This window comes from Streptomyces sp. NPDC023838 (assembly GCF_040639555.1).
Taxonomy (GTDB): domain Bacteria; phylum Actinomycetota; class Actinomycetes; order Streptomycetales; family Streptomycetaceae; genus Streptomyces.
The window spans coordinates 113959-140143 of record NZ_JBFAAD010000001.1; the positions used below are offsets into that span (position 1 = coordinate 113959).

The 26185-nt window shown below is 70.3% G+C and carries 24 protein-coding genes, 1 tRNA gene and 3 pseudogenes; 12 read left to right on the forward strand and 16 right to left on the reverse strand.

The window, feature by feature from the left end:
* The first annotated feature begins 143 nt into the window (after positions 1–143).
* A complete protein-coding gene (locus AB0G17_RS00555) occupies positions 144–1640 on the forward strand; it encodes an IMP dehydrogenase (RefSeq protein WP_361373964.1) in 1497 nt (498 codons plus the stop codon).
* A gap of 105 nt (positions 1641–1745) precedes the next feature.
* Here the strand turns inward: AB0G17_RS00555 and AB0G17_RS00560 are convergent, their stop codons facing one another.
* On the reverse strand, positions 1746–3719 hold the full coding sequence (locus AB0G17_RS00560) for a translation factor GTPase family protein (RefSeq protein ID WP_361373966.1): 1974 nt from the start codon (positions 3717–3719) through the stop codon (positions 1746–1748).
* A 368-nt stretch (positions 3720–4087) separates the two neighbouring features.
* Here AB0G17_RS00560 and AB0G17_RS00565 point away from each other — a divergent pair, with 368 nt between their 5' ends.
* From AB0G17_RS00565 to lanL, 4 genes are all read left to right on the forward strand, one after another.
* Positions 4088–4501 carry a hypothetical protein gene (locus AB0G17_RS00565; RefSeq protein WP_361373968.1) on the forward strand — a complete coding sequence of 138 codons (414 nt, stop codon included), beginning with the start codon at positions 4088–4090 and terminating at the stop codon, positions 4499–4501.
* 244 nt (positions 4502–4745) lie between these two features.
* A complete protein-coding gene (locus tag AB0G17_RS00570; protein WP_361373970.1) occupies positions 4746–6026 on the forward strand; it encodes a GNAT family N-acetyltransferase in 1281 nt (426 codons plus the stop codon).
* A 157-nt stretch (positions 6027–6183) separates the two neighbouring features.
* The gene (locus AB0G17_RS00575; protein WP_361373972.1) at positions 6184–6345 is read left to right on the forward strand and encodes an SflA family class IV lanthipeptide; all 162 of its coding nucleotides are present in this window, start codon (positions 6184–6186) and stop codon (positions 6343–6345) included.
* A gap of 109 nt (positions 6346–6454) precedes the next feature.
* Positions 6455–9178 carry a class IV lanthionine synthetase LanL gene (lanL, locus tag AB0G17_RS00580; protein WP_361374561.1) on the forward strand — a complete coding sequence of 908 codons (2724 nt, stop codon included), beginning with the start codon at positions 6455–6457 and terminating at the stop codon, positions 9176–9178.
* 35 nt (positions 9179–9213) lie between these two features.
* Here the strand turns inward: lanL and AB0G17_RS00585 are convergent, their stop codons facing one another.
* Both AB0G17_RS00585 and AB0G17_RS00590 read right to left on the reverse strand, forming a co-directional pair.
* Positions 9214–9546, reverse strand: coding sequence for a hypothetical protein (locus tag AB0G17_RS00585; RefSeq protein WP_361373974.1), 333 nt, complete (start codon positions 9544–9546; stop codon positions 9214–9216).
* A 111-nt stretch (positions 9547–9657) separates the two neighbouring features.
* Positions 9658–9888 carry a hypothetical protein gene (locus AB0G17_RS00590; RefSeq protein ID WP_361373976.1) on the reverse strand — a complete coding sequence of 77 codons (231 nt, stop codon included), beginning with the start codon at positions 9886–9888 and terminating at the stop codon, positions 9658–9660.
* A 180-nt stretch (positions 9889–10068) separates the two neighbouring features.
* On the opposite strand from AB0G17_RS00590, the gene AB0G17_RS00595 reads away from it, so the two are divergent.
* On the forward strand, positions 10069–10605 hold the full coding sequence (locus AB0G17_RS00595; protein WP_361373978.1) for a DinB family protein: 537 nt from the start codon (positions 10069–10071) through the stop codon (positions 10603–10605).
* A gap of 98 nt (positions 10606–10703) precedes the next feature.
* On the opposite strand, the gene AB0G17_RS00600 is transcribed toward AB0G17_RS00595, so the two are convergent.
* The 4 genes from AB0G17_RS00600 to AB0G17_RS00615 form a co-directional block, all read right to left on the reverse strand.
* Positions 10704–11234, reverse strand: a complete 531-nt coding sequence (locus AB0G17_RS00600; protein WP_361373980.1) for a hypothetical protein — start codon at positions 11232–11234, stop codon at positions 10704–10706.
* Complete coding sequence (locus AB0G17_RS00605; RefSeq protein WP_361373982.1) at positions 11231–13300, reverse strand: hypothetical protein; 2070 nt, start codon at positions 13298–13300, stop codon at positions 11231–11233. Before AB0G17_RS00605 ends, AB0G17_RS00600 begins: the two co-directional genes overlap by 4 nt.
* Positions 13300–13761: a hypothetical protein gene (locus tag AB0G17_RS00610; protein WP_361373984.1), complete on the reverse strand. Its 462-nt coding sequence runs from the start codon at positions 13759–13761 to the stop codon at positions 13300–13302. Before AB0G17_RS00610 ends, AB0G17_RS00605 begins: the two co-directional genes overlap by 1 nt.
* A 427-nt stretch (positions 13762–14188) precedes the next feature.
* Positions 14189–14263: transfer RNA gene (locus AB0G17_RS00615), tRNA-Trp, on the reverse strand.
* 137 nt (positions 14264–14400) lie between these two features.
* Here AB0G17_RS00615 and AB0G17_RS00620 point away from each other — a divergent pair.
* The 5 genes from AB0G17_RS00620 to AB0G17_RS00640 all read left to right on the forward strand — a co-directional run bounded on the left by AB0G17_RS00620 (position 14401) and on the right by AB0G17_RS00640 (position 17643).
* On the forward strand, positions 14401–15045 hold the full coding sequence (locus tag AB0G17_RS00620; protein ID WP_361373986.1) for a LysE family translocator: 645 nt from the start codon (positions 14401–14403) through the stop codon (positions 15043–15045).
* Between the two features lie 232 nt (positions 15046–15277).
* On the forward strand, positions 15278–15469 hold the full coding sequence (locus AB0G17_RS00625; protein WP_361373988.1) for a CsbD family protein: 192 nt from the start codon (positions 15278–15280) through the stop codon (positions 15467–15469).
* Positions 15470–15923: 454 nt separating this feature from the next.
* Entirely contained in the window at positions 15924–16619 is a 696-nt protein-coding gene (locus tag AB0G17_RS00630) for a hypothetical protein (protein ID WP_361373990.1), read from the forward strand.
* A complete protein-coding gene (locus AB0G17_RS00635) occupies positions 16616–16873 on the forward strand; it encodes a BON domain-containing protein (RefSeq protein WP_361373992.1) in 258 nt (85 codons plus the stop codon). Before AB0G17_RS00630 ends, AB0G17_RS00635 begins: the two co-directional genes overlap by 4 nt.
* Positions 16870–17643, forward strand: a complete 774-nt coding sequence (locus tag AB0G17_RS00640; protein ID WP_361373994.1) for a metallophosphoesterase — start codon at positions 16870–16872, stop codon at positions 17641–17643. Before AB0G17_RS00635 ends, AB0G17_RS00640 begins: the two co-directional genes overlap by 4 nt.
* 33 nt (positions 17644–17676) lie before the next feature.
* Here the strand turns inward: AB0G17_RS00640 and AB0G17_RS00645 are convergent.
* Positions 17677–17769, reverse strand: a pseudogene (locus tag AB0G17_RS00645) (cupin domain-containing protein); the annotation flags it as partial.
* 142 nt (positions 17770–17911) lie between these two features.
* Positions 17912–18412, reverse strand: coding sequence for a hemerythrin domain-containing protein (locus AB0G17_RS00650; protein WP_361373996.1), 501 nt, complete (start codon positions 18410–18412; stop codon positions 17912–17914).
* Positions 18413–18703: 291 nt separating this feature from the next.
* Between AB0G17_RS00650 and AB0G17_RS00655 the strand changes: the two genes are divergently transcribed.
* Positions 18704–21622, forward strand: a complete 2919-nt coding sequence (locus AB0G17_RS00655) for a glycoside hydrolase family 48 protein (RefSeq protein WP_361373998.1) — start codon at positions 18704–18706, stop codon at positions 21620–21622.
* Positions 21623–21700: 78 nt separating this feature from the next.
* Here the strand turns inward: AB0G17_RS00655 and AB0G17_RS00660 are convergent, their stop codons facing one another.
* The 7 genes and pseudogenes from AB0G17_RS00660 to AB0G17_RS00690 form a co-directional block, all read right to left on the reverse strand.
* On the reverse strand, positions 21701–21985 hold the full coding sequence (locus tag AB0G17_RS00660; RefSeq protein ID WP_361374563.1) for a hypothetical protein: 285 nt from the start codon (positions 21983–21985) through the stop codon (positions 21701–21703).
* Positions 21972–22196: a hypothetical protein gene (locus AB0G17_RS00665; RefSeq protein ID WP_361374589.1), complete on the reverse strand. Its 225-nt coding sequence runs from the start codon at positions 22194–22196 to the stop codon at positions 21972–21974. The genes AB0G17_RS00660 and AB0G17_RS00665 overlap by 14 nt, the downstream gene beginning before the upstream one ends.
* Before the next feature lie 53 nt (positions 22197–22249).
* A pseudogene (locus AB0G17_RS00670) lies at positions 22250–22411 on the reverse strand (sugar ABC transporter substrate-binding protein); the annotation flags it as partial.
* Between the two features lies 1 nt (position 22412).
* Positions 22413–22643, reverse strand: a pseudogene (locus AB0G17_RS00675) (gfo/Idh/MocA family oxidoreductase); the annotation flags it as partial.
* Positions 22644–22662: 19 nt separating this feature from the next.
* The gene (araD, locus tag AB0G17_RS00680; protein ID WP_361374000.1) at positions 22663–24429 is read right to left on the reverse strand and encodes an L-arabinonate dehydratase; all 1767 of its coding nucleotides are present in this window, start codon (positions 24427–24429) and stop codon (positions 22663–22665) included.
* Positions 24426–25349 carry a dihydrodipicolinate synthase family protein gene (locus AB0G17_RS00685; protein ID WP_361374002.1) on the reverse strand — a complete coding sequence of 308 codons (924 nt, stop codon included), beginning with the start codon at positions 25347–25349 and terminating at the stop codon, positions 24426–24428. The genes araD and AB0G17_RS00685 overlap by 4 nt, the downstream gene beginning before the upstream one ends.
* Positions 25346–26002: a GntR family transcriptional regulator gene (locus AB0G17_RS00690; RefSeq protein ID WP_361374004.1), complete on the reverse strand. Its 657-nt coding sequence runs from the start codon at positions 26000–26002 to the stop codon at positions 25346–25348. Before AB0G17_RS00690 ends, AB0G17_RS00685 begins: the two co-directional genes overlap by 4 nt.
* Positions 26003–26185: the final 183 nt, after the last annotated feature.

Sequence of the window (26185 nt, forward strand, 5' to 3'; positions counted from 1 at the left end):
ATCAACGGGCTGGTCAGGGCTCTGCCGCAGTTGGTGGCACTCCACGGCTGCCGCGCCGGACTCTGCCTGCCCGGGCCCCGGGATACGGGGGCGGTACTCACGGCCGGGCAGACGGGCCCCGGCCGACGGGTCAGGAGGAACGAGTGGCACAGATCATCGCCGAGGTCTCACGGACGTTCAACGAGTTTCTGCTCTTGCCGAATCGGACGCGGACCGACTGCTCGGCTGCCACGGTCGACCTGCGCACGCCCCTGGTGCGGCACATCGCGGGTGAGGCGTCGGCGATCGAGCTGCAGTCCCCGTTCACGTCCGCGATCATGCAGGCCGTCAGCACCCCCGATCTCGCGATCGCGCTCGCGCGGAACGGTGGTTTCAGCTTCCTGCACCACAACCAGCCGATCCAGGACCAGGCTGCGGCGGTCCGCCAGGTGAAGAACTTCAAGGCCGGGTTCGTCACCAGCGACACCAACGTCCGCCCCGACGACAGCCTGGGCCTCCTGGTCGACGTCATGCGCCGCACCGGTCACAGCACCGCCGCCGTCACCCATGACGGGACCGCCACCGGCCGTCTGCTCGGCCTGGTCACCTCCCGGGACTTCCACCCCCAGCGTCATGATCTGGACGGACCGGTCAGCGGCCGGATGACCGCTGTCGCCGACCTGGCCCATGCCGGGCCCGACATCACGCTCTCCGAGGCCAACGCGCGGCTGTGGGACGAACGGCTCGACTGCCTTCCCGTACTGGACACCGAGGGGCACCTGCAGCACCTGGTCTTCCGTTCCGACTACGCGGACAACAAGCGTTTCCCCAACCAGCTCGTCGACGCCGCCAAGCGTCTGCGGGTCGGCGCGGGCATCAACACCCACGACTATCAGGAGCGCGTCCCGGCCCTGCTGGAGGCGGGCGCGGACGCGCTGTGCTTCGACTCCTCCGACGGCTACAGCGACTGGCAGGCGCAGGCGCTGTCCTGGGTGAAGAAGCACTATCCGGAGATCCCGGTCGGCGGCGGCAACGTGGTCGACGGCGAGGCGTTCACCTTCCTCGCAGAGGCGGGAGCGGACTTCGTCAAGGTCGGGGTGGGCGGCGGTTCCATCTGCATCACCCGGGACCAGAAGGGCATCGGCCGGGGCCAGGCCAGCGCTGTGCTGGACGTCGCGGCGGCCCGGGACGCGTTCCGCGAGCGCACCGGTGAGTACGTGCCGATCTGCTCCGACGGCGGTCTCGTGCACGACTACCACGTGGCCCTGGCGCTGGCGATGGGAGCCGACTTCGTCATGATGGGGCGTTACTTCGCCCGTTTCGACCAGGCGGCGGGCGCGAAGCTGCCCACCCGTGACGGCTTCGTGAAGGAGTACTGGGGCGAGGGCTCGAACCGGGCCCGCAACTGGCAGCGCTACGGCCAGGGTGGCCAGGGGCTGCTCTTCGAGGAAGGCGTCGACGGTTACGTTCCTTACGCGGGCGACCTCAACGAAGGGCTCGCCCTGACCATCGCCAAACTCAAGACCACGATGGTCTCCTGCGGCTCCACCACCCTGCCCGAGTTCCAGTCCACTGCCCGCCTGACGCTCGTCTCGGACCAGAGCTTCCAGGAGAGCCACGCCAACGTCGCCCTGCGGGACACCCCGACGACGGTCTCCTGACGGAACGCTGAGCCCCGACGCGAGGACTTCGTGAGCCGCCCGCTGTGACCGATGGTGCGGGCCGCCCGGTGACACGGGCCGCCCACACCATCCGGGAGTCCAGTCCTACACCCGCCGCTGCACATGGAGCAGATACTCCTCGCGCCGCAGCGGGTTGTGGTCGGTCCGCTCCCGTACGCGCGGCGCGGCGGCCGGGCGGTAGTGGTCGAAGGCGGTCTCCAGGACGCCCTCGCCGCCCGTGAAACCGGGCAGCTCCCGCTCCAGGAAGTGGACCCGGTCGGCGGGCAGATGGCCCTCGATGACGTATGACTCGCCCTGCGCCCGGGGCGAGCCAGGGACGGCCCGATGGCGGGACAGGGCGAGGGCGACCGTCGCGTACGCCTCCTGTGGGCACTCCAGACGGAATCGGTGCATCGGCTCGTGCACCACCGTCCGCGCCCGTCGCAGCGCGGCCATCAGCACCAGCGGGGTCAACGCGCGGAAGTCGCCGGCCGTGCTGCGGATGCTGCAGAAACCCGAGTGGGTCATCGCCACCGTGCAGTCCGGCACCCGCCACCCCGAGAGCCCCTGCCGCAAGGTGGCGTGCACCGCCTCCTCGACCGCGCGTACGAACCCGAGGGGCAGCGAGCCGAGTTCCACCTCCAGGCCGAAACGCACGCCGCTCCCGGCCGGGGCGGGGCCCACCCGCAGACCCACCGTGGCGAAGAACGGGTTGCCCGCCGCGTCGAGGATCTCGTGCGCCGCGCCCGTTCCGCGCACGCGCTCGACACAGATGGGGGTCGTCTCCTCGAAGCCGACCGCGATGCCGAACTCCTCGTCGAGGGTGCTTGCCAGGACCTCCTTCTGCACCTCCCCGTAGAGCGAGACCGACAGGCGCTCGCCGCCGGGCTCACGCCGCAGGCCGATCAGCGGATCCTGCTCGGCGAGGCGGGTCAGCGCCTGGTGCAGGGAGCCCCGGTCGTCCGGATCGGCCGGTACCACCACCGTCTCCAGCGACGGGTGCGCGAAGACGTCGCCGAACGGGCGCCCCTCGGGCACTCGGCCGAGCACATCCCCGATCCGGACCGTCGTCAGGCCGCGCACCACCGCGATCTCCCCGGCCCGTGCCGCAGCCCGGCGCTCCAGCACGCCCGGCTCGAAGACGGCCAGATCGGTGACCCGCGCCGGTATACCCCCGACCGGGACGTGCTCGCGAGCCCGCAGCGTGCCGGAGAACACCCGGACGTAGGCGAGCTTCTCGCCTCTCTCGCCGCGCTCGACCTTGAACACCCGCCCGGACAGCGGCCCTTCGGGGTCGCCCTCGGCGGGCGGCAGCAGCTGCCGGATCCCCTCCAGCAGGGCGCCCACGCCCGCGCCGGTGATCGCGGAGCCGACGTAGACGGGGTGCACCTGCCCGCCACGGGTCCGCGCGGCCAGCGCGGCGCGCAGACGCCCGTACGTGATGGCCTGCGGGTCGGTGACGTACGCGCTGAGCAGCGCGTCGTCGTGCGCGCTGAGCACGTCGAGCAGGCGGCGGGTGAAGTCCGGGTCGGCACCCGTGTACGGGACGGCCCGGGCCGACCGCGTACCGAGGCCCTCGACGACGCGCGCCATCGGCACGACCGGCACGTCCAGGCGGCGTGCGATCTCGCCCAGGACGCGCGCGTCGTCCGCGCCGCGCCGGTCGGCCTTGTTGACGAAGACCAGCGTGGGCACGCCGAGCCGCTTCAGGGTCCGCATCAGCACGCGGGTCTGCGGCTGTACGCCCTCCACGGCCGAGACGACGAGCACGGCCCCGTCCAGGACGCCGAGCGCGCGCTCGACCTCGGCGATGAAGTCGGGGTGCCCGGGAGTGTCGACCAGATTCACCGAGCGCGCCGCATCGCCTTCGCCCAGACGGAAGTTGACGACGGCCGAGCGGATGGTGATGCCGCGGCGGCGCTCCAGCTCCAGGCTGTCGGTGCGGGTACTGCCCGCGTCGACACTGCCGACCGCGTCGATGACCCCGCCCGCGTGGAGCAGCCGCTCCGTCAGGCTCGTCTTACCGGCGTCGACGTGCGCCAGGATTCCCAGGTTCAGTGTGCGTGGTGTGCTGTGCACAGAGCGTCATGTCCTTCACGTTGATGACCGTTCCGTAGGTGGGGGACATCAACGTCTGCCGCATGCTCGCTCCTCAGTGATGGGAAGGGGACCAGGAACCTTCGGCGGGCAGGTTCGCACGCCGGCTGGGCGGAGCGCCACGGGTTTTCCCGCCGCGGATTGCGGTCGGGCTGCCGCGTTGCGTTGACGGTATGTCAAGTACTTGTCCCGTACCGGACGTTGGGGGCCGTGGGTCGCTGTTGCACGACGGTGACAAAGGCAGGGCAACGCCTTCGGGGCGAGGAACATCTTTTCAAGTAAGAAGCGATCAAATAGCACCAACTCGCTGAAGCGTGAGATCTGGGGCTTTTCGACTGAGAGGGATCTTCATGGCCATCACCAAGCGGCACTCCCTGCGTATCGCCGCCGTGGGCGTCATCAGCGCGGCGTCCGTCGTTCTCGCGGGAACCGTCGCCTCGGCCGCCACCCCTGCGGCGACCGGAGTCTCCGCCGCGCAGACGACCGCCGCCAAGGCCGGTATCACCGCCAAGCCGTCGGTGACCTCGGTGAAGGCGTGGCAGCTGTTCCGGGTCACCGGCACCGCGACCGGTCTGAAGGCGGGCAGCAAGATGGTCCTGCAGCAGAAGCAGGGCGCCAAGTGGGTCAGCCTGCCCGCCGTGACCCCGCTCAGCTCCAAGGGCACCTACTCGCTGGGCGTCAAGCTGGGCCTGAAGGGCAAGAACGACCTGCGCATCGTGAGTGGGAGCACCGCCTCGCCGGTGTTCAACGTGACCGTTCACTGAGCCGAGCTCAGGTTGGTCAGGTTCCTGACCGAGCCCGGCCGGGCTCTTCGGAACGTAGGAGAGTCCGGCCGAAGCGGCCGTTGCCCCGGCGGTGTCACCGTTCTTGAACACGACAGTCGGTGGGTGGTTCAGCGTGCCCCCGGGCCCGGTCGTAATTCGCTTGACCTGGCTGTTGGGGCAACGCTGCACTGTGGCGGGGTACCACGCGTGGTGGTGCCGGTATCGCGGGGAGGCAGCGGCAGCCATGGAGATCCGTTCCACGACCGACCAGGACAAGGATGTCTTCGTCGACACCCTCCATGCCGCGTTCGGGCGCTTCCCGGAGACCCCGGCCGAGGGCAGCGGGGTGTGGTGGTCGGCGCTCGAAATGGACCGCGGCCTGTTCGCGATGACGGCGGACGGGCGTCCCGTCGGCACGACCGCTGCGTACTCCTTCGAGCTCACCCTGCCGGGCGAGATCCTCGTCCCGGCCGCCGGAGTGACCGCCGTCGGTGTTCTGCCCTCGCACCGGCGTCAGGGCGTGCTGCGCGCGATGATGCGGCATCAGCTGACCGAGCTGCGGGCCCGAGGGGAGTTCCTTTCCGTACTGCTGGCGTCCGAGGCGCTGATCTACCGCAGGTTCGGGTACGGGCCGGCGACCTATACGCAGCGCCTGACGGTTCCGCGTCACCGGGCGGCCTTCGCTCCGCCCCGGGCACGCGGCGAGGCAGGCGCGTCGTCGGCCGGTTCGGAGAACGGTTCGGAGAACGGCTCGGCCACAGGCTCGGACAATGGCCCGGACAACGGCTCGGTCGAAGTGCTGCGACGTGCCCAGTGCGGCGAGATCCTGGAGGAGGTCTACGACCGGTACCGCCGCGCACAGCCCGGCGCGCTGTCCCGGCCGCACCGCTGGTGGGCCCTGGGCGCGGGGCAGCCCCCCATCTCTCCGGCGCAACGCTACGTCGCCGTCCACCGTGACGCCGACGGCGTCCCGGACGGGTACGCCAGCTACGTGATCGGCGAGTCGGAGACCTTGACGGTCGACGAGACCATCGCCACCGATGACGCCGTCTTCACGGCCCTGGCCCGGTTCGTACTCCGACACGACCTGGTCTCTCGGGTCGTGTTCAAGCACGTCCCGCCCGGGCACCCGCTGCGTTGGCAGTTCGAGGACTTCCGGGCCGGCGAGGTGAGCGGCGACACCGACTGGCTCTGGGTGCGTCTGCTGGACGTCCCGCGCGCGCTGACCGCGCGCGGCTGGTCCACGGACGGCGAGCTCGTCCTCGACGTCGACGACCCGTTCCTCGGCGAGCACGGCCGCTACCTGCTGACCGTCCGGGACAGCAAGGCCGACTGCGTCCCGACGGACCGGGAGCCCGACCTGTCCCTGAACGTGAGCGACCTCGGCTCGATCTACCTCGGCGGCACCGCCCCGAGCAGGCTCGTACGCGCCGGACACATCAAGGCCCACCGCCCGGGCGCGGCCACCCTAGCCGATGCCCTCTTCCGCGCCGAGCGCTCCCCGCACTGCCTGCACTGGTTCTGACCGCGCCCCGGCCGACCCGACTCCGCACAGGTCTTGTCGGCCGGTTCCGAAACCTCAAGTCCCCTATCTTGCCGAGGAGTTCGACTTCGGTGAAACTGGCATGAGCTTGACAATATCTCCGCCGAACCTTCCCCTTCCGCGCACAGAAAGGACCGCCATGAGCCCCCTGGCACTGGAGATCCGCGACGCCGGCCCACTCGATGCGGCCGTGGAGGAAGAAGAGATCCCGTTCGAGGAGCAGGCAGACCCCAGTCGCGGTATGGAGGCGTGCCTGGCAGACCCCTGGGTGACGGCGACGACCCGCTTCGCCTGCGACTAGGCAAGGACCGCGAGTGGCGGCCGGACCGGCCTCGGCCGGTGAGGAGGGGTCCGGGACGGCCGCCAGCGGCGCGCACCGCACGGGCGCCCATGTGTCCCGCGCGTCCCACATGTCCAGCGCTTCCCGTGCGTCCCGCGGGCGAGAGACTCCATCGCCGCCCCGGTCCGGTGGGCCGGGCCCGGAACGCGGCCTCGACGAGCAACTCAGGAACCTGCTCACCGGCTGCGAACGGCGTCTCGTCGCCGACGATCAGTGGCTCTGTGTGTTCGCTCCGCGCCGTGAGGCACGTGAGCTCCCCGACCATGGTTGGAAACTGCACGTATCCGCCCGCCCGGAGGACCTTTCACAGGTCGCGGATCTGGTCGTCCCGGTGCTGCTCCGCTATGTCTGCCACGCCAAATTCGCCCGCGACGCGGCGGTGTTGGGCCTGATGAACAGTGGATCGCTCGATCCCGCTCTCGTCGGGAAGGCGGTCACCGTCTATCCGCGACCGGAGGATGTGACGGCGCTGGGCGGTGAACTCGCGGACCTCCTGTCAGGCCGACCGGGCCCCCGGGTGCTCAGCGACCGGCAAATTCGCTCCGACGCCCCCGTCTACTACCGCTACGGCCCCTTCCGGGCTACCGGCACCGACGATGCCGCGCTCGTCATGACCGGCCCCGACGGGGTGCGCTTCCGTGGGCGCGCGGGCACGCGATACCGCCAACCCCCGTGGGCCGCCGACCCGTTCCGGCCTGCCACGTCGGCCCCGGGCCCTCCTGCCCCCCTGATCGGCGGGCGCTACCGGCTCACCACGGGCATCTCCCGTTCTTCCCACGGCGACGTCTACCGCGCCGTGGACACCGCCTCCGGCGAGCGCGTGATCGTCAAACAGGCCAGGGCGTACGTCGGTGAGGGCCCCGACGGTGTCGACGCCCGTGGCCGCCTGCGGCACGAGCACGCCGTTCTGCGAGCCCTCGCGGGCGTCGAAGGCGTCCCGCGGGTTCGCGACCACCTGCGGCACGGCGACGACGAGTACCTGATCACCACCGACTGCGGCCCCCGTGACCTCCGCCGCGACGTACTCGGCCATGGTCCGTACGCGCCGCCCGCCGCTGAACCCGCGCCCGCGGCCACCGGCGTGCCCACCGCCACCGACGCAGTCGCCGCGAGCGCGAACAAGCGTGAAATCGGCACGCTGACACGCCGTTTGCTGGCCGTGCTCGACGCGGTGCACGCCCGCGACATCGTGGTGGGCGACCTCAAGCCGTCCAACGTGGTGCTCGGCGAGGACGACACCGCGTACCTGGTGGACTTCGGCGTCAGCGCACTCCACGGTGACCGTCCCGCCGGTGCGACGCCGGGCTACTCGATGCCGGTGTACCGCGCGGGCGAGCCGCCCGGGCCGGCCGACGACCTGTACGCGCTCGGCGCGACCCTGCACTTCGCGCTGACCGGCATGGACCCGGTGGTCGTCGACCGCGACGAGGCCGTCAACCGGGACCGCACCCTCGCTTGTCTGGCTGCCGTGCTCCCGGGCGGGCCGCACCAGTCGGTGCGCGAACTCGTCGCCGGGCTTCTGGACCCCGATCCTGTACGGCGTGCCTCCTGCGCACGGCGGTGGCGCGGACAGGCGGCACCGGTGGCCACCGGGCGTCGGCTCCCGACACCGCGGAGGGTCACCCGCGGCCTGCTGGACGACCTGATCGCGCACACGGTCGCGTCCTGCGTGACCGCCGCCGGTGAACTGCCCGCGGGATCGCGGTCCCGGCACGGGCAACAGCACTTCGGGCTGAGCCTGTACGACGGTGCGGCCGGGGTGGGCCTGGAACTGCTGCACCACCGCGAACAGCCGGGCGTCACCCAGACCGTGGCCGGCCTCGCCCGTCGCACGGCCCGTGACATCGTCCTGCCGACGCTGACCGCCGGGCTGTACACCGGCCGTACCGGCGTCGACCTCTTCCTCGACGCCGCCGCTGAACCAGTGGGCTTGGCGGACGAGTTCGTCCCCCCGCCCAGCCTGCGGCCCTACGACGACACCGGTGACCAGATCGGCGGTGCGGCGGGTGCCGGGACCGGGCTGTTGGCGCTGGCCCGGCGCGCGGACGCGGTCGGGCGGCACGACGAGGCCGACGCGCGATTGGCGGCTGCGGGAGAGTGTGTCCACACTCTGCTGGCCATGGAAGCCGGGCGGGAGCGGCCGGAGCCGCAAGCTTCTGCGGCGGCGTCCGAAGCGGCGTTCCCGTTCGGCTTCGCCCACGGCCGGGCGGGCGTCATCCACTTCCTGCACGCCTACCACCGCTTCACCGGTGACCCGGCCGCCGGCGCGGCCGCACGCTCGGGACTGGACGAACTCGCCGTGCACACCCCGCGCCTGTTGGCGCTGGCAGCCCGCCCCGAGGCCCACCGGCGCTACGGATCGTGGTGCCGTGGACTCGCCGGGGTCGGAACCCTGCTGATCGAGACGGGCGCGCACGAGGGGGACCGCCGCCTGACGGACCTGGGAGTGCGGTGTGCCTGGGCGTGCCGCGACCTCGCGCCCCGGATGAGCCCGGTGTCCCAGTGCTGCGGGCTGGCCGGCGTCGGCGAACTGCTCATCGACGCCGAGGCCGTCACCGGCGACGGCAAACTGCACCGCGCCGCCGAGGACGTGGTGGGACTGATCCTGGCCCGCAGCGGCGGCACCCCGCGCAGGCCGCTGTTCCCCGACAACACGCTGGCCGCTTCGGGGCCGGGGTGGGCCACGGGCAGCGCGGGCGTCCTGTCCTTTCTGCGCCGCGTGCGCGATCACGGCGGCCCGCGCCTGTGGAGCGAGGGCCCAACGGCCCCCGCGCAGCTCGTCTCGGGAGGCTGAGCCTGTCCGTCCCGGGCCGCTGAGCCTGTCGCTTCTCAGCAGCCGCTGATCTGGGTTGCTCCGCGCACTTGGCCCTGCGTACCGAGGTAGAAGTCCGCGGCCCCCGGCACACAGACCGTTTTGTCCGGCCAGAGGATGTAGTCGATCTTGATCCGCTCACCGCTGTTGATGCAGTTGCCCCAGTAGCGGTAGTACGTGCCCGCGACGACGTGAACGTGATTCCCGCAGGTGTCCGGCCAGGCGGCGACCGTGCTCGCGGCGGCCGGGGCCGGATCCGCCTGCGCAACGGGGGCGACGGCCACGCCAGTGACGAACGGCGCCAACAACAGCGGCGCGGCCAGGAGAGCGCGCGTACGGTTCCTGCTCATACAGAACCTCCAGCCCAGTAACGGCATTGCTTCCTGTGTTACCCCTCCCGGAGGGTGTTGAACACCCGAAACCGTCACTGGCAAATGTCCTGAGGTGTGTGACGAGGCGGGTCACGTGGTGAACTTGACGAAGGCCCAGCTCATGTCGCGCTTCCGGGCCGCACGGGCCACGGGCACCGGGTTGACGAGCAGGTCGGTGACATCAGCTTCCTGGCCACCAGTGAGTACGACGGCCTGGGGTCGGTCATCGTGCGCCGCGTCCAGCGGGGCGGCCCCGGTGTTCTGCAACTTCGTGTGGCGCCGGGAAGGGGGCCGGTGGACCACGTTGCTGCGCGAGTTCACCTTCGACAAGGAAAAGAGCAGGATCGAGGACAGAATCTGACCTCATTCGTGCGTAACGTGGAGGCCGTAGGGCGGGCGGGGAGGCGCAGGGCTTCTCGGCTCGTACGACCCGTATCCATCGTCGACTGACCCGTGTCGATCGACGCGTGTCAATCGACGCTTATCAAGAGGGCGGACATCATGGTCACTCACGTTCCCGCAGAGGCCCGTGGCGACGAGCGCGGCGCGCTCCTGGCCTTCATCGAGGCCCAGCGCGGCGGGCTGCGGCGTACGCTGCTCGGGCTCACCGAGGAGCAGGCCGCCAGCCGGCCCAGCGCCAGTGAGCTCTCGCTGTCCGGGCTGCTCAAGCACGTGGCGGAATGCGAACTCATCTGGCTGCGCCTGGCACAGGAGCGGCCGAACGAGAAGCAGCGCGACGAGTCGACGTGGCACGAGAGCTTCGTGCTGGTCGGCGACGAGACGGTGGCGCAGATGCTGGCGTTCTGGGACGCGGTCGCCGAGGAGACCGAGGAGTTCGTCCGCGCCGTGCCGTCGCTCGACGACACCTTCCCCCTGCCCCCGGCGCCGTGGTTCCCGAAGGACGGCCGGGTCTCGATGCGCTGGATGCTGCTGCACCTGATCGAGGAGATCGGCCGGCACACCGGGCATGCGGACATCATCCGCGAGTCCCTCGACGGCAGGACCGCCTTCGAACTGGTCGCCCTCGCGAACGCCTGACCCGGGCGGGATGACGCGGTGCTCCGGTCGCCGGGCTCGGGGCGGGGGGGCGGACTGCCACGGGGGACAGCCGTGCGGTCCTCCGCCCCGCCGCCGCGTTACTTCCGGCAGCCCTTCGCCTCCAGGGCCTTGGGCAGATAGGCGCGGAGGAACGACTCCAGCGCCTTTCTGCGGTCGGCCGTCGGCTTCGGTACCGGGTGTGGCGAGGTGAGGTTGATCAGGGTCACGAACTTCCGCGGCGTGCCCTGGTAGGCGCAGGCGCTGACCGCGATCGCGCCCTGGTCCGCGATCCGGGCGTCGTCACCGACGGCGGCCTTCTGCGGATTGCCCATCCGCGCCAGGGCGTCGCGCTGCACGGCGACCGGATCGGTGCCGGCGTCGGTCACGTCGTCCGTGAGGTACACCGCCTGCCGCTTGTCCACGAAGACGGAGCAGGTGGAGCTCTCGGCGCCGAGCGTCTTCGCGGACTGCTCCAGCTTCTTTCCGTCCGGCAGGAGCGGGGCCAGCGGCTTGGACCCCACGGGGACGCCGCAGAGGGCGTCGGGCACGGTGTGGTCGTCGGACGTCGAGCACCCGGCGAGGACGCAGAGCGCGGCACAGAGCACGAGGCCGCGGAGGGTGCGGGTCACTGGTCTCCCGCCAGTCCCTGGGCTGCCGCGTTGCCGTTGAGCGCGGCGGTGCTGGCCTCGTTGGTCAGCGTGTACGCGTTCTTGCCGCTGTCGGGGTTGACCTTGTCCCACTGCTCGGCCAGCGCCTTGAGCTGCCCCTCCCTGCCGACGAACACCTTGCCGTTCTGCTCCTGGATCTCGTGGTTGATACGGGCCTGCTCGTCGAGCTGCCACTGGTAGGTCAGCGCGTCAACCCCGCGCTGCGCGATGTCGCCGACCCCGGGGATGAAGTTCACTGCCGCGCCGAAGCCGTGGTACATCCACTTGGCGTCCCAGGACGGGTCGTGTTTGTCCGTCTTGAGCGCCTGGTAACGGGCCTCTTCCAGGAAGCCGGTGGTCTGCCCGGCGCGCTGGAGCGTCTCGTGCGGGTCCTTGGGATGGTCCTGGTAGATGTCCCGCACCATTTCCTGGTTCATGAATTCGTTGAGCTTTCCGTACGAGTCCTGGCTGCGCGACACCTGCTTGGTGACTTCCAGGAGCTGGCCCCGGTCGAGCAGCTTGGGGTCGTTCGGGTCGTTGGCGAGGGCGCTCATCGAGTAGTGCACCTCGTCGGAGTGGTTGCCGAGGACGATCGCCATGTCGTCGCGCAGCTCGGGTGCGAAGTCGTCGCCCGCGGCGGCCAGATACTTGAGGGAGCGGTCGAGGACCTGGCGGTGCTCGGGGGTGTGGTCGACGGGCCGGGCGTTGGGGTCGTTGGGGTCGACTCCGGTCGCCGCCGCGATGAGCGCCTTGCCGGTGGCGTCCTTGGACTGGTTGGCGTCCCCGTGGTTGAGCGGGGTGTCGTCGAAGGCGTGGCGGTCCTTGAGGACGTACTCGGCGTTGTCCTGCGGCACGGTCGTATTGAAGAACTGGGTCGCCGCGTCGGGTGACTTGGACAGGGCGGTCATGAAACCGGTCATCGGGTCGCGCCCGAACTCGTCCCCGATGAAGTTCATCTTGGGCATCGGGGGGCCGCCGACACCGCCGTTCCAGTAGTGGTCGGGCAGCTTCATCTTCTTCTCGGTGGACACGAGCGCATTGCCGTACCCGTTCAGGAAGGTGTCGTCGTAGTCGCCGACCCGCATCAGGTTGCTCATCAGCTGGAAGCCGTACACCCGGGTGCCGTGCGTCGTGATCTGCTGGCCGCCCAGGCCGATGATCTCCTGCTCCCACTGCTGCATCGCGGGGCTGCCGGTCTGGGTGGCTCCCGCCAGTGTGAGGCTCAAGTTCTTCTGCAGATCGCCGAGTTGGTCGAGACGGGCGCGCTGCAGGCTGCCGCCGTCGGACGGGTCGGAGAGGTCCGCCCAGAAGTCGAGGAGGCCGCGCGAGCCGACGGTGGTGGCGAACTTCTCCTGGAACAGCGGGTCGTTCTTGTACGCACCGAGCTGACGGGTGAGGTTGTCGAACTCCTCGGGGGACATGTCGTCCCCCTTCTTCTTGATGAGGTTCGCCAGGTCCTGGGCGTCCTTGAGTGCCTTCGCCGCCGAGTCCCGGTCGCCGTAGGAGGCGTCGGAGAAGCCGAGCGGTGTCTGCCCCGCCAGGGCGTTCAGCACCTGCGCGGCGCTGTTGTCGCTCTCGGTGGCCTTGCTGAGGATGCGCTGGACCTCGTCGCGGAGGTTGTCCACGTCGGCCTGGGAGTGCTCGGCCACCTTGGTGCCCCTGGCGGCGCGGTCCGGGTGGATGTTCATGGTGACGGTGAACCCGCCGTTGCCCGTGCCCACCACGGTCAGGTTGTTCTTGAGGCCGTGCTCGATGGCCTCGATCAACTTCTGCTGCCAGTCGACGAGTTCGTGGTACGTGTCCTGGAGGATGTTGCGGATGCTGGTCGCCTCGGTGACGGCGTCGCCGAATTCCTTGGCGGTCCGGGTGATGAACTGCCGGGTGACCGTGGCGTTCACCCCCGCCCAGTTCGCCTTCTGGGACTTGCCGTCCAGCTGGTCGTGGGCGTCCGTCCTCAGCGACTCCAGCTTGCTGATCATCGCCGTCCAGTCGGAGACGGCCGTGCCGAGCGGGGTGAAGTTCCCGAATCGGAGTGCGTCGAGTTCCATCAGCCCTGCTTCCCTTCACCGAAGGCCCGGTTGAGGTCGAGCGCGCTGAGGCTGGTGACGATGTGGTACTCGTCGCCCGCGTGCGCGTTCTTGGTGTAGTCGAGGTGGTTGGAGATGTGCGCGCAGGCCTGGAGGAGGCTGTTGACCTGGTTGTTCCAGTGGTCGGCGAGGGTGGTGAGGGCGGCGCCGAGCGCGAAGTCCGACTTCATGGCGGCACCGGCGGCGGTGGTGCTCTGCTTGGCGTGGTCCCCGTCGGTGTCGAGCCGCTGGTAGAGCTTGAATGCCTCGTCGCCGACGGCAGCCAGGTCGGCCTGACTCACCACCAGGTCGCCGTTGGGCGAAGCCCCACCTCTGTCATCGTCGGGCACCCTGTTCAGCCGCGTCCGCGCGGAGTCCTGCTTCTCCGCGGCAGTGCTTTTCAGCTGCGCCCACTCCTGGTCGAACGACACGTTTTCCCCCATTGAGCGTCCATCGAGCGTTCATTGAGCATCCGTCGATCGAGAAGATCTGGCTGCATCCTACGGACGCGCGCAAGGGGCTGCCGGAGAACTCGGCGAGCCGGACTCCGGTTGGGGTGGGGACATCTGACGGACCGACAGGCATCGTCGTCTTTTGCACTCCGGCTGTCCATCACTGTGCTCTGGCAAGCGGACAGTGATTTTCACGGCTCTGCGTACGAGAGCGCTTGCAGTGCCCGGAAGGCATCAGCATGCTCGCGAAAGGGCCCTACGGTTGTGGGGACGGCGGGCACTCGGACGCATTCCGCTGGTGAGATCATCGATCAGCATCTACGCGCCTGCGCGGCACAGGGCGCCGGCATGGGCCCCGCGTCGGTCAGCGTCCGGGAAGCGCGGTGATCGCGCGCCCGTACCGCGTGATCGCAGCAGACGGAGCCGACCGGATTCGAACCGGCGTCCTCGCGGTTTTGGAGACCGCGCGCGTCGACCTCTGCGCTACGGATCCGCCTGCCCCGCATCGTAGCGGGGAAGTGTCCGTGTCTGTCGGTTCCCACTGGTATCGATGGGTGGATGTCTCTAGAGCGAACGGTGCGACGTCTGTTTGTATGGCCTCCGGGAACCATCACAGGAGGTGGCGGATACATGGTGTCCACGGGGAGCATCCTCGCGTTCGCGGCGATGTCGCTCTTGGTGATCGTGATTCCCGGGCCGAGCGTGCTGTTCGTGATCGGTAGAGCCCTCGCGCACGGCCGCCGCGTCGCGCTGGCGACGGTGCTCGGCAATCTGGTGGGTTCGTACCTCCTGGTGATCGCTGTGGCGTGGGGCCTCGGCGCGCTGGTGGAGAGCTCGGCGACGGTGTTCATGGGCGTGAAGCTGGCCGGGGCGGTGTATCTCGTCTACCTCGGCGTGCAGGCCTTCCGGCACCGCAAGGAGATGCGCGCGGCCGACATGGTGGCCCCGGCGGGTGAGCGGCGCGGCGATCTGCGTACCGTCCTGGACGGTATTTTCGTGGGCGTCACCAACCCGAAGGGTGTGGTCTTCTTCGCGGCGGTGTTGCCGCAGTTCGTGAACCACTCGGCGGGCCATGTCCCCCTCCAGATGATGGTGTTGGGACTGGTCCCGGTCGCCATCGGCATGATCACGGACACCCTTTGGGGCCTTGGTGCCTCGGCGGCCCGCTCCTGGTTCGCCCGCTCGGACCGCCGCCTGTCGATGGTCGGCGGGACCGGTGGCATCGCGATGATCGGCCTGGGTGTGACCGTGGCAGCGACGGGCCGCGCCGACTAGGCAGCGTGACAGCGGTGTCGAGACCGCTATGAACCTTTCCCCCGACGCCGCCGACGCATGACTGGAGACAGACCGGACGAGTCCTCGTGGCTGGGGCTGACGCGTAACCCGCATAACGCCGCCGTGCAGGGGCGCCGCCGCCCCCGGTGGCGTCCTCTTCCGCGCGCGCGATGGCGTGGTTGCGCCTAAATTGTTGCTGTCAGTAGTCCGATCGTCACGTAGGGAGTTTGCGATGGCTGGCAAGGGCAAGATGGAGCAGGCCAAGGGCAAGGCCAAGGAAACCACCGGCAAGATCACCGGCAACGAGTCCATGAAGGCCGAAGGCAAGATGGATCAGGCCAAGGGGAAGGCGGAACAGGCCCGCGCCGACCTCGAAGAGCGGGCCCGCAAGGCGGGGCACCCGCTGCCCGGCACGGAGCGGTAAGCAGCGGAACACAGGCGGGCGGGTAGCCGGGGCGATGCATGCCACGGCTACTGCCCGCCCCGCGTATGCACGGGCCCCCACGTGCCGCTCCGCTGACGCCTGCGGTGCCGTCCGGCAGCGTCCGGCAGCGTAAGAGCGGGCGGTGGGCGATGCGCGTGCGTGCGTGGTGGCAGGAGGTCGTCCGCCCCGCCGTCACTGGCCCGGCGCCCGCGGAGCCGGATGTACAACCCGGCGGGTGCCGTCGCACGCGGCCCGTGGAACCCGTTGCCCACGCCCCTTCGCGCCTGGTGTCATGGGGATGAGGACGGGTACCGGAGAGGCAGCATTCACGGCTCGCATGCGAAGAAGAACCCGGCTGGAGATCCACCGGCCGAGGATCGACCTGGTCGTACCACGAACGGCCGGGAGCACGACACGGACACCCGGCGTCCGCCGCAGTGCGAAGGAAGTGGCCATGAGGACCGACGGACAGGACACGCCACCAGCCCGTGACACCGCTGCGCCCGCCCCGCGCATCGCCACAGAAGAGTCGACGCAGCCCCCGTCCCAGGAGCAGGACCTGCCGCGCGATCGCAGCCAGGCGATCCTTGAGGCGGCCAAACAGGTGGGCGCCATCCTGAAGCGGGCCGGGCACAAGTTCGCGCTGGCCGGGAGCGTCGCCGTCTACGCCCACGGCGGCAGCGGCAGACTGCAGCACGACGCCGACTTCTGTGTCCTTCCCGAAGAGGCCGACGCCGTGGCCGCGTCACTGCGCGAAGCCGGCCTCCCCGTGCGGCTGCCGCCGGAGGACTGGCTGCTGAAGACCAGCTGCTTCGACCAGGACGTCGACATCATCTTCGAGCTGGCCCACCGCCCGGTCACCGTGGACCTGCTGGCCCGTGCCGAGGAGCTCCCCGTGGACTCGGTGCACATGCCGGTGCTGTCCGCGACCGACGTGCTGGTCAGCCTGAACAGCGCCTTCTCGGAACACCACTGCGACTTCGGGGCCGTGCTGCCGGTCGCCCGCGCACTGCGCGAGAAGGTGGACTGGGACGATGTGCGGCGCCGTTGCGCGGACGAACCGATGCCCGCCGCCTTCCTCTTCCTCCTGGAGCGGCTGAACGTCATCGAACCGGAGCGCCCCTCCGTCCCCCAGCGGGAGCAGCCATGAACCACCACCCGCAGAGCCTGGAATACCGCGTGGCCCACCTCGCCGAGCGGCTGGCCGCGGGACCGTGCGGCGAGCTGGGGGTGCGGGCCGAGGCCCGGGGCGGCTCGGTCCTGCTGACCGGGACCGTCCCGTCCGCCCAGTGCCGCGACGACATCCGCCGTATCGCCGAGCAAGAGCTCGCGGACCTGCCCGTGCACTGTGACCTCGTCGTCGCGGAGACAGAGCCGCCCACCCATGCGGAGGACCTCCCATGATCAGGATCGCCGCCGTCGGTGACATCCACATGGCGCCCGACACCGAGGGCACACTCCGCCCCGCATTCGAGACGCTGCCGGACTGCGCCGACGTACTGCTGCTCGCCGGGGACCTCACCCGGCACGGGACGGCGGAGGAGGCGAGGGTCGTCGCCCGGGAGATCAAGGACCTCGGCGTCCCGGTGATCGCCGTGCTGGGCAACCACGACCACCACGACGACCGGCCGGACCTGGTGACGGAGATCCTCAGGGATGCCGGAGCGCATGTCCTGGAAGGCGAGGCGACGGTCGTCACCCACGGCGGCGCCCGTATCGGCGTGGCCGGCAGCAAAGGGTTCGGCGGCGGCTTCGTGGGCCGGTGCGCCGGCGAGTTCGGCGAACCCGTCATGAAGGAGTTCGTGCGCTACTCGCGCCACCGTGCGGAGACCCTGCGCGCCGCTCTGGAGGACCTGGGACGGCGGGAGTGCGACGTACGGATCGCCCTGACGCACTTTTCCCCCGTCGCGGACACCCTGGCCGGTGAACCCCCGGAGATCTACCCGTTCCTCGGCAGCTACCTGCTCGCCGAGGCCATCGACACGGCCGGTGCCGACCTCGCCGTCCACGGGCACGCGCACTCCGGTACGGAACACGGTCTCACCAGCGGGGGAGTGAGGGTACGCAACGTGGCCCAGCCCGTGATCGGAGGGGCATTCCACATCTACTGTCTGCCCGGCCCGGACGGGGCCGCACCGCCGGGCGACGGATCGGAGGCCGCGGCCACGTCGTAGGCGGGCTCGGTGGCGTAACGGCTCTCGTCTTGAACCCTCGTCGTGCTGGGCGTGACGGCGCTGCGGCGGTCCGGGGGTGTGCGGTGCGAGGACGGACTCGGCGAGCCCGAGGCGGTGCCCGATGTTGCGTATCGCCGCAGAACGGAACGGGGCAGAACGGAACGGGGCAGAACGGAACGGGGCAGCATGGAACCGCGGCGGTGCGGATCCGTCGATCCGCTCGTTCGTCGGGCTCGCTATCGCCGCCTGTCGTGAGGGAGCGGCGCCGCTATCCGAAGAGGGCGGTGGCGGCCTTCTTGAGCGCACCCGGCTGCTCGGGGCGCCGGGGGGCGTTCGCGCGGACCTCGATCATGCGCGCGCCGATCTCCTGCAGCTCCTTGCGGCCCAGAGCCGCGCGCACTTTGGGGAACCAGTCGCTCTCCTCCTCGTCCATGTGGTGGCTCACCGCCTCGATCAGGACGGTCGTCTTGGCGTCGAAGCGTTCGTCGTCGGGGCCCATGACGTCCAGTTCGGCGCACAGTACGTCGGCGACGTGGTGCTCCTCGAAGGACTCAAGAATGTCGGACTCCAGGTCGGGCACGAGCGCGCGCACCTTCGGGTACATGACCTGGTTCTCGATGTAGGTGTGGACGGTGAGGGCTTCCACGATCTTGTCGACGATGTTGTGCTTGGTGGCCTTCGCGTCTTCACCGGCGGCCTGGAAGGCCCGGAACAGCCGGCGGATCTCCTTGTGATCGTCCTTGAGAAGCACGATGGCATCGGTGGACATGACGGCTCCCTTTCAGCGTTTCCTTCTCTATCAGCTTTGCTCAGGCGGAGCCGCTTCGCCTCCGGGCCGACCCGGCTCCCTACGCGGGCTCGTCACCCGGTCCCCAACCGTGCCTCACACCACGGCAGTTGTCGCGCCCACCCCCCGAACGGATTCGACACTGAATCCCGCAACGCCCCTTGACAGCCCCTCCATCCCTCCTGCACTTTGGGAGCGCTCCCACAGGTTCAAAGCTTGCGCACAGCCCCCGCACCGCGCCCCCGTCACCGAGCCGCTTGGAGTGACCCCCACATGCCCTCGCGCACCAGAAGCAGGCCAGGCTTGCGTCGCCTGCTGGCCTACGCCACCGCATTCTCGCTGCCCCTCGGGGCGGTCGCCGCCGGAGCTGTCCCCGCAGCTCACGCCGCCTCCGTCCAGTGCAGCGTCGACTACAAGACCAACGACTGGGGCTCCGGATTCACCGCGGACATCACGGTGACCAACCGGGGCTCCGCCGCGATAGACGGCTGGACGCTGACGTACGCCTACGCGGGCAACCAGCAGCTGACCAATGGCTGGAACGGCACCTGGTCACAGTCCGCCAAGACCGTCACGGTCAAGGCCGCCGACTGGAACAAGACGATCGCCGCGGGCGCGGCCGTCACCACAGGCGGTCAGTTCACCTACAGCGGCACCAACGCGGCGCCCACCGCCTTCGACCTCAACGGCACCCCCTGCAACGGCGCCCACCAGCCCCCGATCACCGTGCTGACCAGCCCGGCTGCGGGCGCCACGTACACGGTGGGGGACCCGGTGCCGCTCGCCGCCACGGCCGCCGCCGCGGACGGGGCGTCGATCAGCAAGGTGGAGTTCTACAGCGACACCACGCTTCTCGGTGCCGACACCACCGCGCCCTACTCGTTCTCCGCGACCGGGCTCGCGGCCGGCGACTACTCGGTGTATGCCAAGGCGTATGACAGCCTGGGCGCCTCGGCCGAGTCGGCGCCCGTCGGCATCCACGTCACCAGTGGACCCGCCGTGGTCGCCTCGCCCGCCCAACTCTCCGTCCAGCAGGGCAAGTCGGCGACGTTCGGGGTCAAGCTGTCCACCCAGCCGACCGCGAACGTGACCGTGAGTGTCGCCCGCGCCTCCGGCAACACCGGGCTCTCCCTCACGTCCGGCGCGAGCCTGGTCTTCACCCCGTCGAACTGGAACACCGCCCAGCAGGCGACGGTGACCGCCGACGCGACCGGCACCGGCGCGGCCGTCTTCGCGGCGACGGCGCCCGGCCACGCCAAGGCCGAGGTCACCGCCACCGAAATCGCCGCGTCCAAGGCGTACGACGCACGCTTCCTCGCCCTGTACGGGAAGATCACCGACCCGGCCAACGGCTACTTCTCGCCGAAGGGCATCCCGTACCACTCGGTGGAGACGCTGATCGTCGAGGCGCCCGACCAGGGACACGAGACGACCTCGGAGGCGTACAGCTATCTGATCTGGCTGCAGGCCATGTACGGCAAGGTCAGCGGGGACTGGTCCAAGTTCAACGGTGCCTGGGACACCATGGAGAAATACATGATCCCCAGCCACGTCGACCAGCCCACCAACTCCTTCTACAACGCCTCGAAGCCGGCCACCTACGCGCCCGAAGCGGACCTTCCGTCCCAGTACCCGGCGCAGCTCGACCAGGCCGTCCCGGTCGGGAACGACCCCATCGCGGGCGAGCTGAAGAGCGCGTACGGTACCGACGACATCTACGGCATGCACTGGCTGGAGGATGTCGACAACGTATACGGGTACGGCAACGGCCCCGGCACGTGCGAGGCCGGGCCGACCGCGGCCGGACCCTCGTACATCAACACCTTCCAGCGCGGCCCCCAGGAGTCCGTCTGGGAGACCGTCCCCCAGCCGACCTGCGACAACTTCAAGTACGGTGGTAAGAACGGGTACTTGGACCTGTTCACCAAGGACGCCTCGTACGCGAAGCAGTGGAAGTTCACCGACGCCCCCGACGCCGACGCACGTGCCGTGCAGGCCGCGTACTGGGCGGACGTGTGGGCCAAGCAGCAGGGCAACGGAGCATCGGTCACCGCGACCGTCGCCAAGGCGGCGAAGATGGGTGACTACCTGCGCTACGCGATGTACGACAAGTACTTCAAGCAGCAGGGCAACTGCGTGGGGCCCACGACCTGCCCGGCCGGCAGCGGCAAGAACAGCTCCAGCTATCTGCTGTCCTGGTACTACGCCTGGGGCGGAGCCACCGACACCTCGGCGGGCTGGGCCTGGCGCATCGGATCCAGCCATGTGCACGGCGGCTACCAGAACCCCCTGGCCGCCTGGGCGCTCAGCTCGTACGCCGATCTGAAGCCCAAGTCCGCCACCGGTTCGGCCGATTGGGGCACCAGCCTGAAGCGGCAGCTGGAGTTCTACCGCTGGCTGCAGTCCGACGAAGGAGCCATCGCGGGTGGCGCCACCAACAGCTGGCAGGGCCGGTACGCGGCGCCGCCGAGCGGCACACCCACCTTCTACGGCATGTACTACGACGAGGCCCCCGTCTACCACGACCCGCCCTCCAACCAGTGGTTCGGCTTCCAGGCCTGGTCGATGGAGCGGGTCGCCGAGTACTACCAGCAGACGGGTGACACCGCCGCCAAGACGGTCCTGGACAAGTGGGTCACCTGGGCGCTGTCCAAGACCACCGTCAACCCCGACGGCACCTACCGCATCCCCGCCACCCTCCAGTGGTCCGGCAAGCCCGACACCTGGAACTCGGCGTCCCCCGGCGCCAATGCGGCCCTGCACGCCCACGTCGCCGACTACACCGACGACGTGGGCGTCGCCGCCGCCTACGCCAAGACCCTGACCTACTACGGCGCCAAGTCGGGAAACGCGGCGGCGAAGTCGATGGCCAAGAAGCTGCTCGACGGCATGTGGGACCACAGTCAGGACACCCTGGGCATCGCGGTGCCCGAGACCCGTACCGACTACAAGCGGTTCGCCGACCCGGTGTACGTGCCGAGCGGCTGGAGCGGGACGATGCCCAACGGCGACAAGATCGATTCGTCGTCCACCTTCCTCTCCCTGCGCTCCTTCTACAAGAACGACCCGGCCTGGTCGAAGATCGAGACGTATCTCGCGGGCGGCGCCGCCCCCGTCTTCACCTACCACCGGTTCTGGGCCCAGGCCGACATCGCGATGGCCATGGGCGCGTACGCGGAGCTGCTCGAATAACCGGCTGACAGCTCCGCGGCCCCGGTCCGTCCTGCCCGCCCCGCACGGACGGACCGGGGCCCTCACGCGTACGGGGTCTCAGCCGGCCCCTCCCGCGCCCGCCCGCTTGCCGACGAGACCGGGCAGGGCGCGCGGGGCGCGCGGGGCGCGCTCGACGCCGACGAAGAGGTTGTGGTGGAGCGTGACCTTCAGCCTGCCCGCGTCGCCGGCGCCGTCGCTGTTGCCGATCATGAGGGTCTTGTCGTGGTCCTTGAAGGGCGTTCCAGGAGACAGCCGGACGCGGCGGCGGCGAGCGTGCCCTGCACCTTGATGATCTTCGGGGCGTCGCCGCCCTTCTGGAGCGCGGCCTTCAGACCGTCCCAGGTGGTGACGGTGGAGACGTGCGCGGCGTCGGCCGGGCGCCGCCGGTGGTGCCGGAGCCGATCGACCCCCAGCCGTCCCCCGAGGGCAGGGACTGACGGCCCACGTCACGGCTGCGGGCCTGGGCGGAGCCCGCGCCGGACGTCAGGGCGAGCACCAGCGCCGCGCATGCGGCCGTGGCGGCCGCCCGGTGGGCGTGCCTCGCGTGCGACATACGGTTCTCCTCATCGGGGCGGTACGGGTCAGGGGGCCGCGGGCGTCTTTCCTGCCGTCGGCCGCCTTCACCGACTCGACCACGCCCGCGTTGAGTTTGCCGTTGAGCGCCGGGCTCGTCGCGACGCGGTCGCCCACCGGATCGAGCGCGTTCTGCCCCACGATCCCCGCCAGCATGGCCGCGCCGACCCCGCCCACGTCGGGCAGCCCGCCACCCGTCGCGCGTCCACGCGCCCGCCGCGCCGATGCCGAGCAGGTCACCGATCGCGCCCTCCGCGATCAGGTCGCGCACCGCGCCGATCGCGTGTGAGCCGAGCGACTGGAAGCCGATCTGCGCGGCTGTGCCCGCTGTGGCGATGGCGTCGGCCATCCGTCGGAACTCCGCGTACGAAGGGGCGGGCGGCTTCTCCAGGAGGAGGTGCACCCCTTGTCCCGAGGCGGTGAGTGCCACGAGGCTGGTGCGGGAGTCAGCCGACGTACGGATCCGGCACCGTGCCGGGCCGGGCGAGGAAGGCGAAGTCGCAGCCGGTGTCGGCCTGGGTGATCTGGTCGGTGTACAGCGCTCCGTACCCGCGCTCGAACCGGGCGGGCGGCGGCGTCCACTCGGCCCGCCGACGGGCCAGCTCCTCGTCCGGCACATTGAGGTGGAGGCTGCGGGCCGCGACGTCGAGGGTGATGAGGTCGCCGGTGCGGACGAGGGCGAGCGGGCCGCCCACGTGCGACTCGGGCGCGATGTGCAGGACGCACGCGCCGTACGACGTACCGCTCATCCGGGCGTCCGAGATCCGCACCATGTCCCGCACCCCCTGCTTGAGCAGGTGGTCGGGGATCGGCAGCATCCCGTACTCGGGCATGCCGGGGCCGCCCTTGGGGCCGGCGCCGCGCAGGACCAGGACACTGTCGGCGGTGATACCGAGCGACGGGTCGTCGATGGTGCGCTGGAGCTCGCGGTAGTCGTCGAAGACGACCGCCGGGCCGGTGTGCTTGAGCAGGCGCTGCTCACAGGCGATGTGTTTGATGACGGCGCCGTCCGGACACAGGTTGCCGCGCAGCACCGCGAGCCCGCCCTCGGCCGCGACCGGATCGGTGCGGGGCCGGATCACGTCGTCGTGGTGGACCTCGGCGGTCGCGAGCTGCTCGCGCAGGGTGTCGTACGAGACGGTCGGCCGGTCCAGGTGGAGCAGGTCGGTGATCCGGGAGAGCAGGGCGGGCAGTCCGCCGGCGAAGTGGAAGTCCTCCATGAGGTAGGTGTCGCCGCCGGGCCGCACGTTCGCGAGCACCGGGACGGTCCGCGCGATGCGGTCGAAGTCGTCGAGGGTCAGCTCGACGCCCGCCCGCCGGGCCATCGCGATCAGGTGGATGACGGCATTGGAGGAACCGCCCAGTGCGAGGACCGTGGTCACCGCGTCGTGAAAGGCGTCCTGGGTGAGGAGTTCCGACAACCTCCTGTCCTCGTGGACCAGTTGGACGATGCTCAGCCCCGAAGCCGCCGCCATGCGGTCGTGCTCGGAGGCGACGGCGGGAATGGAGGAGGCGCCGGGAACCGTCACCCCCAGGGCTTCGGCGGCCGCGGTGAGCGTGGAGGCGGTGCCCATCGTCATGCAGTGGCCGGGGGAGCGGGCCAGGCCGTTCTCCAGACCGGCCAGTTCACAGTCGCCGATCAGTCCGGCGCGCTTGTCGTCCCAGTACTTCCACATGTCCGTGCCGGAGCCGAGGACTTCGCCGCGCCAGTGGCCGGGCAGCATCGGCCCCGCGGGCACGAACACGGTGGGCAGGTCGACCGAGATCGCCCCCATCAGCAGCGCCGGCGTCGACTTGTCGCAGCCGCCCATCAGCACGGCCCCGTCCACCGGATACGAGCGCAGCAGCTCCTCGGTCTCCATGGCCAGGAGGTTGCGGTAGAGCATCGGGGTGGGCTTCTGGAAGGTCTCGGACAGGGTGGAGACGGGGAACTCCAGGGGGAAACCCCCTGCCTGCCACACCCCGCGTTTGACGGCCTGCGCGCGCTCGCGCAGGTGCACGTGGCAGGGGTTGATGTCGGACCAGGTGTTGAGGATCGCGATGACCGGCTTGCCCAGGTGCTCCTCGGGCAGATAGCCGAGCTGGCGGGTGCGGGCGCGGTGGCTGAACGAGCGCAGCCCGTCGGCGCCGTACCACTGATGGCTGCGCAGCTGTTCCGGGGCACGGCGACGCGTCCCCTCGGGCGGCGGGGTGGATGACGCGGCGGGGTTCATCTGCCCCACCCCGCGACCGCGCCCCACGCCTCGACGATGGCGGCGACCTCCGCGCGCCCGGCCGCGTCGAGCGGTCTGCTGGGGGGACGCACGTGGCGGCGGCACAGGCCGAGCACGGCCAGCGCCTCCTTGACCACCGTCACGTTGTTGGCCGAGGAGTCGGCGGCACGCAGCTCCTCGAAACGGCGGATCTGCTCCCACACCCGCATGGCGGCCGGATAGTCGCCCGACCGCAGTGCTTCGAGCATGGTCAGGGAGATCTTGGGCGCGACGTTGACCAGGCCGGAGGTGAATCCGGTGGCCCCGGCGGAGAAGTACGAGGGCGCGTACGGCTCGGCGAGACCGGCCACCCACACGAAGCGCTCAAGCCCGGCGTCGCGGGCGAAGGCGGCGAACCGCGCCGCGTCCGGCACCGCGTACTTCACCCCGATCACGTTCGGGCACGCCTCGCCCAGCGTCGCCATGTGCCTGCCCGCCAGGCGCGTGTTGCGGATGTACGGGACGACGCCCAGCTCCGGGACGGCGTCGGCGATGGCGCGGTGGTAGTCGACCCAGCCGCCCGCCGCGACATAGGGGTGCACGGGTTGATGGACCATCAGCATGTCGGCGCCCGCCTCCCGCGCGTGCCGGGCGGCGTCGATGGCGGTCGGCACATCGTGCCCGACACCGACGACGATCGCCGCCCGGCCGGCGGCCTCCGCGACGGTCAACTCCACGACGACGCTGCGCTCTTGCGGCGTCAGCGCGTAGAACTCCCCGGTGTTCCCGTTCGGCGTCAGCGTCCGTACGCCGTCGTCGAGCAGCCTGCGCAGCAGGGCGCGATGGGTGTCGTGATCGATCGAGCCGTCCTCGGCGAACGGGGTCACCGGGATCGCCACGACATCGGCCAGGGCCGCGCGCATGGATTCGTACTTCGTCATAGCGCCGCGTCCTCTCCCTGGGGTCGGGGAAACGCCCGGTCGACGAAGGACGCGATGTGGGCGTGCAGGGCGAGGGAGGCGCCGTCCGCGTCGCCGGCCAGAGCGAGCCGCAGGATCTCCCGGTGTTCGGCGGCCTCCCGCTCCCACGACGGCTCGGCCGCCCAGGCGACCGCGGAGACCAGGGCCGCCTGGTCGCGCACCTCGTCCAGCATGCGCGCGAGCAGCGGGTTGCCGCACGGGAGGTACAGCGAGCGGTGGAACTCCCGGTTGGCCAGGGAGCGTTCGGCGGTGTCCGCCGCGGTGTCGGCGCGAGCCAGCGCCTCGCGCGCGGCGTCCAGGTCCGCGGCGCCGTGGACGGTGCGGCGCAGCGCCTCGGGTTCCAGGAGCAGCCGCACGTCGTACACCTCGCGCGCCATGTCCGCGTCCACCATGCGCACCGTGACGCCCTTGTACTGGTTCATCACGACGAGCCCGGTGCCGGCCAGCGTCTTGAGCGCCTCGCGTACGGGGGTCTTGGACACCCCGTACTGCGCGGCGAGTTCGACCTCGACGAGGGCCTGGCCCGGGGCCAACTGGCCGGTGAGGATGCGGTGCTTGACGGCCTCCAATACGAACTGGGTCCGGGAGGGAATGGGGGTGGGCACAGAGGTCATGCGCGCCTCTCGACTGTCACGTATGGCATCTCATATATGACGCATCAGGTACGACGCGATGAAAGTAGGGCGGATTCCGGGGCCCGTCAACGGATCTGACGCGCTGGCATCAGATCCGCCCGGGGCGTTGTCGGCGGGAGCCGGGGCCGGAAAGCTCTGACGGCCGCGGGCCCAGCGACACAA

Bases quoted from the DNA above. Each gene is read 5' to 3' on its own strand.
- lanL (WP_361374561.1), top strand. From the start codon at position 6,455: ATGTCCAGCGCTTCCCGTGCGTCCCGCGGGCGAGAGACTCCATCGCCG.
- AB0G17_RS00605 (WP_361373982.1), bottom strand. From the start codon at position 13,300: ATGGAACTCGACGCACTCCGATTCGGGAACTTCACCCCGCTCGGCACG.
- AB0G17_RS00625 (WP_361373988.1), top strand. From the start codon at position 15,278: ATGGCTGGCAAGGGCAAGATGGAGCAGGCCAAGGGCAAGGCCAAGGAA.
- AB0G17_RS00630 (WP_361373990.1), top strand. From the start codon at position 15,924: ATGAGGACCGACGGACAGGACACGCCACCAGCCCGTGACACCGCTGCG.
- AB0G17_RS00575 (WP_361373972.1), top strand. From the start codon at position 6,184: ATGAGCCCCCTGGCACTGGAGATCCGCGACGCCGGCCCACTCGATGCG.
- AB0G17_RS00640 (WP_361373994.1), top strand. From the start codon at position 16,870: ATGATCAGGATCGCCGCCGTCGGTGACATCCACATGGCGCCCGACACC.
- AB0G17_RS00650 (WP_361373996.1), bottom strand. From the start codon at position 18,412: ATGTCCACCGATGCCATCGTGCTTCTCAAGGACGATCACAAGGAGATC.
- araD (WP_361374000.1), bottom strand. From the start codon at position 24,429: ATGAACCCCGCCGCGTCATCCACCCCGCCGCCCGAGGGGACGCGTCGC.
- AB0G17_RS00635 (WP_361373992.1), top strand. From the start codon at position 16,616: ATGAACCACCACCCGCAGAGCCTGGAATACCGCGTGGCCCACCTCGCC.
- AB0G17_RS00620 (WP_361373986.1), top strand. From the start codon at position 14,401: ATGGTGTCCACGGGGAGCATCCTCGCGTTCGCGGCGATGTCGCTCTTG.
- AB0G17_RS00595 (WP_361373978.1), top strand. From the start codon at position 10,069: ATGGTCACTCACGTTCCCGCAGAGGCCCGTGGCGACGAGCGCGGCGCG.
- AB0G17_RS00565 (WP_361373968.1), top strand. From the start codon at position 4,088: ATGGCCATCACCAAGCGGCACTCCCTGCGTATCGCCGCCGTGGGCGTC.
- AB0G17_RS00585 (WP_361373974.1), bottom strand. From the start codon at position 9,546: ATGAGCAGGAACCGTACGCGCGCTCTCCTGGCCGCGCCGCTGTTGTTG.
- AB0G17_RS00665 (WP_361374589.1), bottom strand. From the start codon at position 22,196: ATGTCGCACGCGAGGCACGCCCACCGGGCGGCCGCCACGGCCGCATGC.
- AB0G17_RS00610 (WP_361373984.1), bottom strand. From the start codon at position 13,761: ATGGGGGAAAACGTGTCGTTCGACCAGGAGTGGGCGCAGCTGAAAAGC.
- AB0G17_RS00690 (WP_361374004.1), bottom strand. From the start codon at position 26,002: ATGACCTCTGTGCCCACCCCCATTCCCTCCCGGACCCAGTTCGTATTG.
- AB0G17_RS00570 (WP_361373970.1), top strand. From the start codon at position 4,746: ATGGAGATCCGTTCCACGACCGACCAGGACAAGGATGTCTTCGTCGAC.
- AB0G17_RS00685 (WP_361374002.1), bottom strand. From the start codon at position 25,349: ATGACGAAGTACGAATCCATGCGCGCGGCCCTGGCCGATGTCGTGGCG.
- AB0G17_RS00655 (WP_361373998.1), top strand. From the start codon at position 18,704: ATGCCCTCGCGCACCAGAAGCAGGCCAGGCTTGCGTCGCCTGCTGGCC.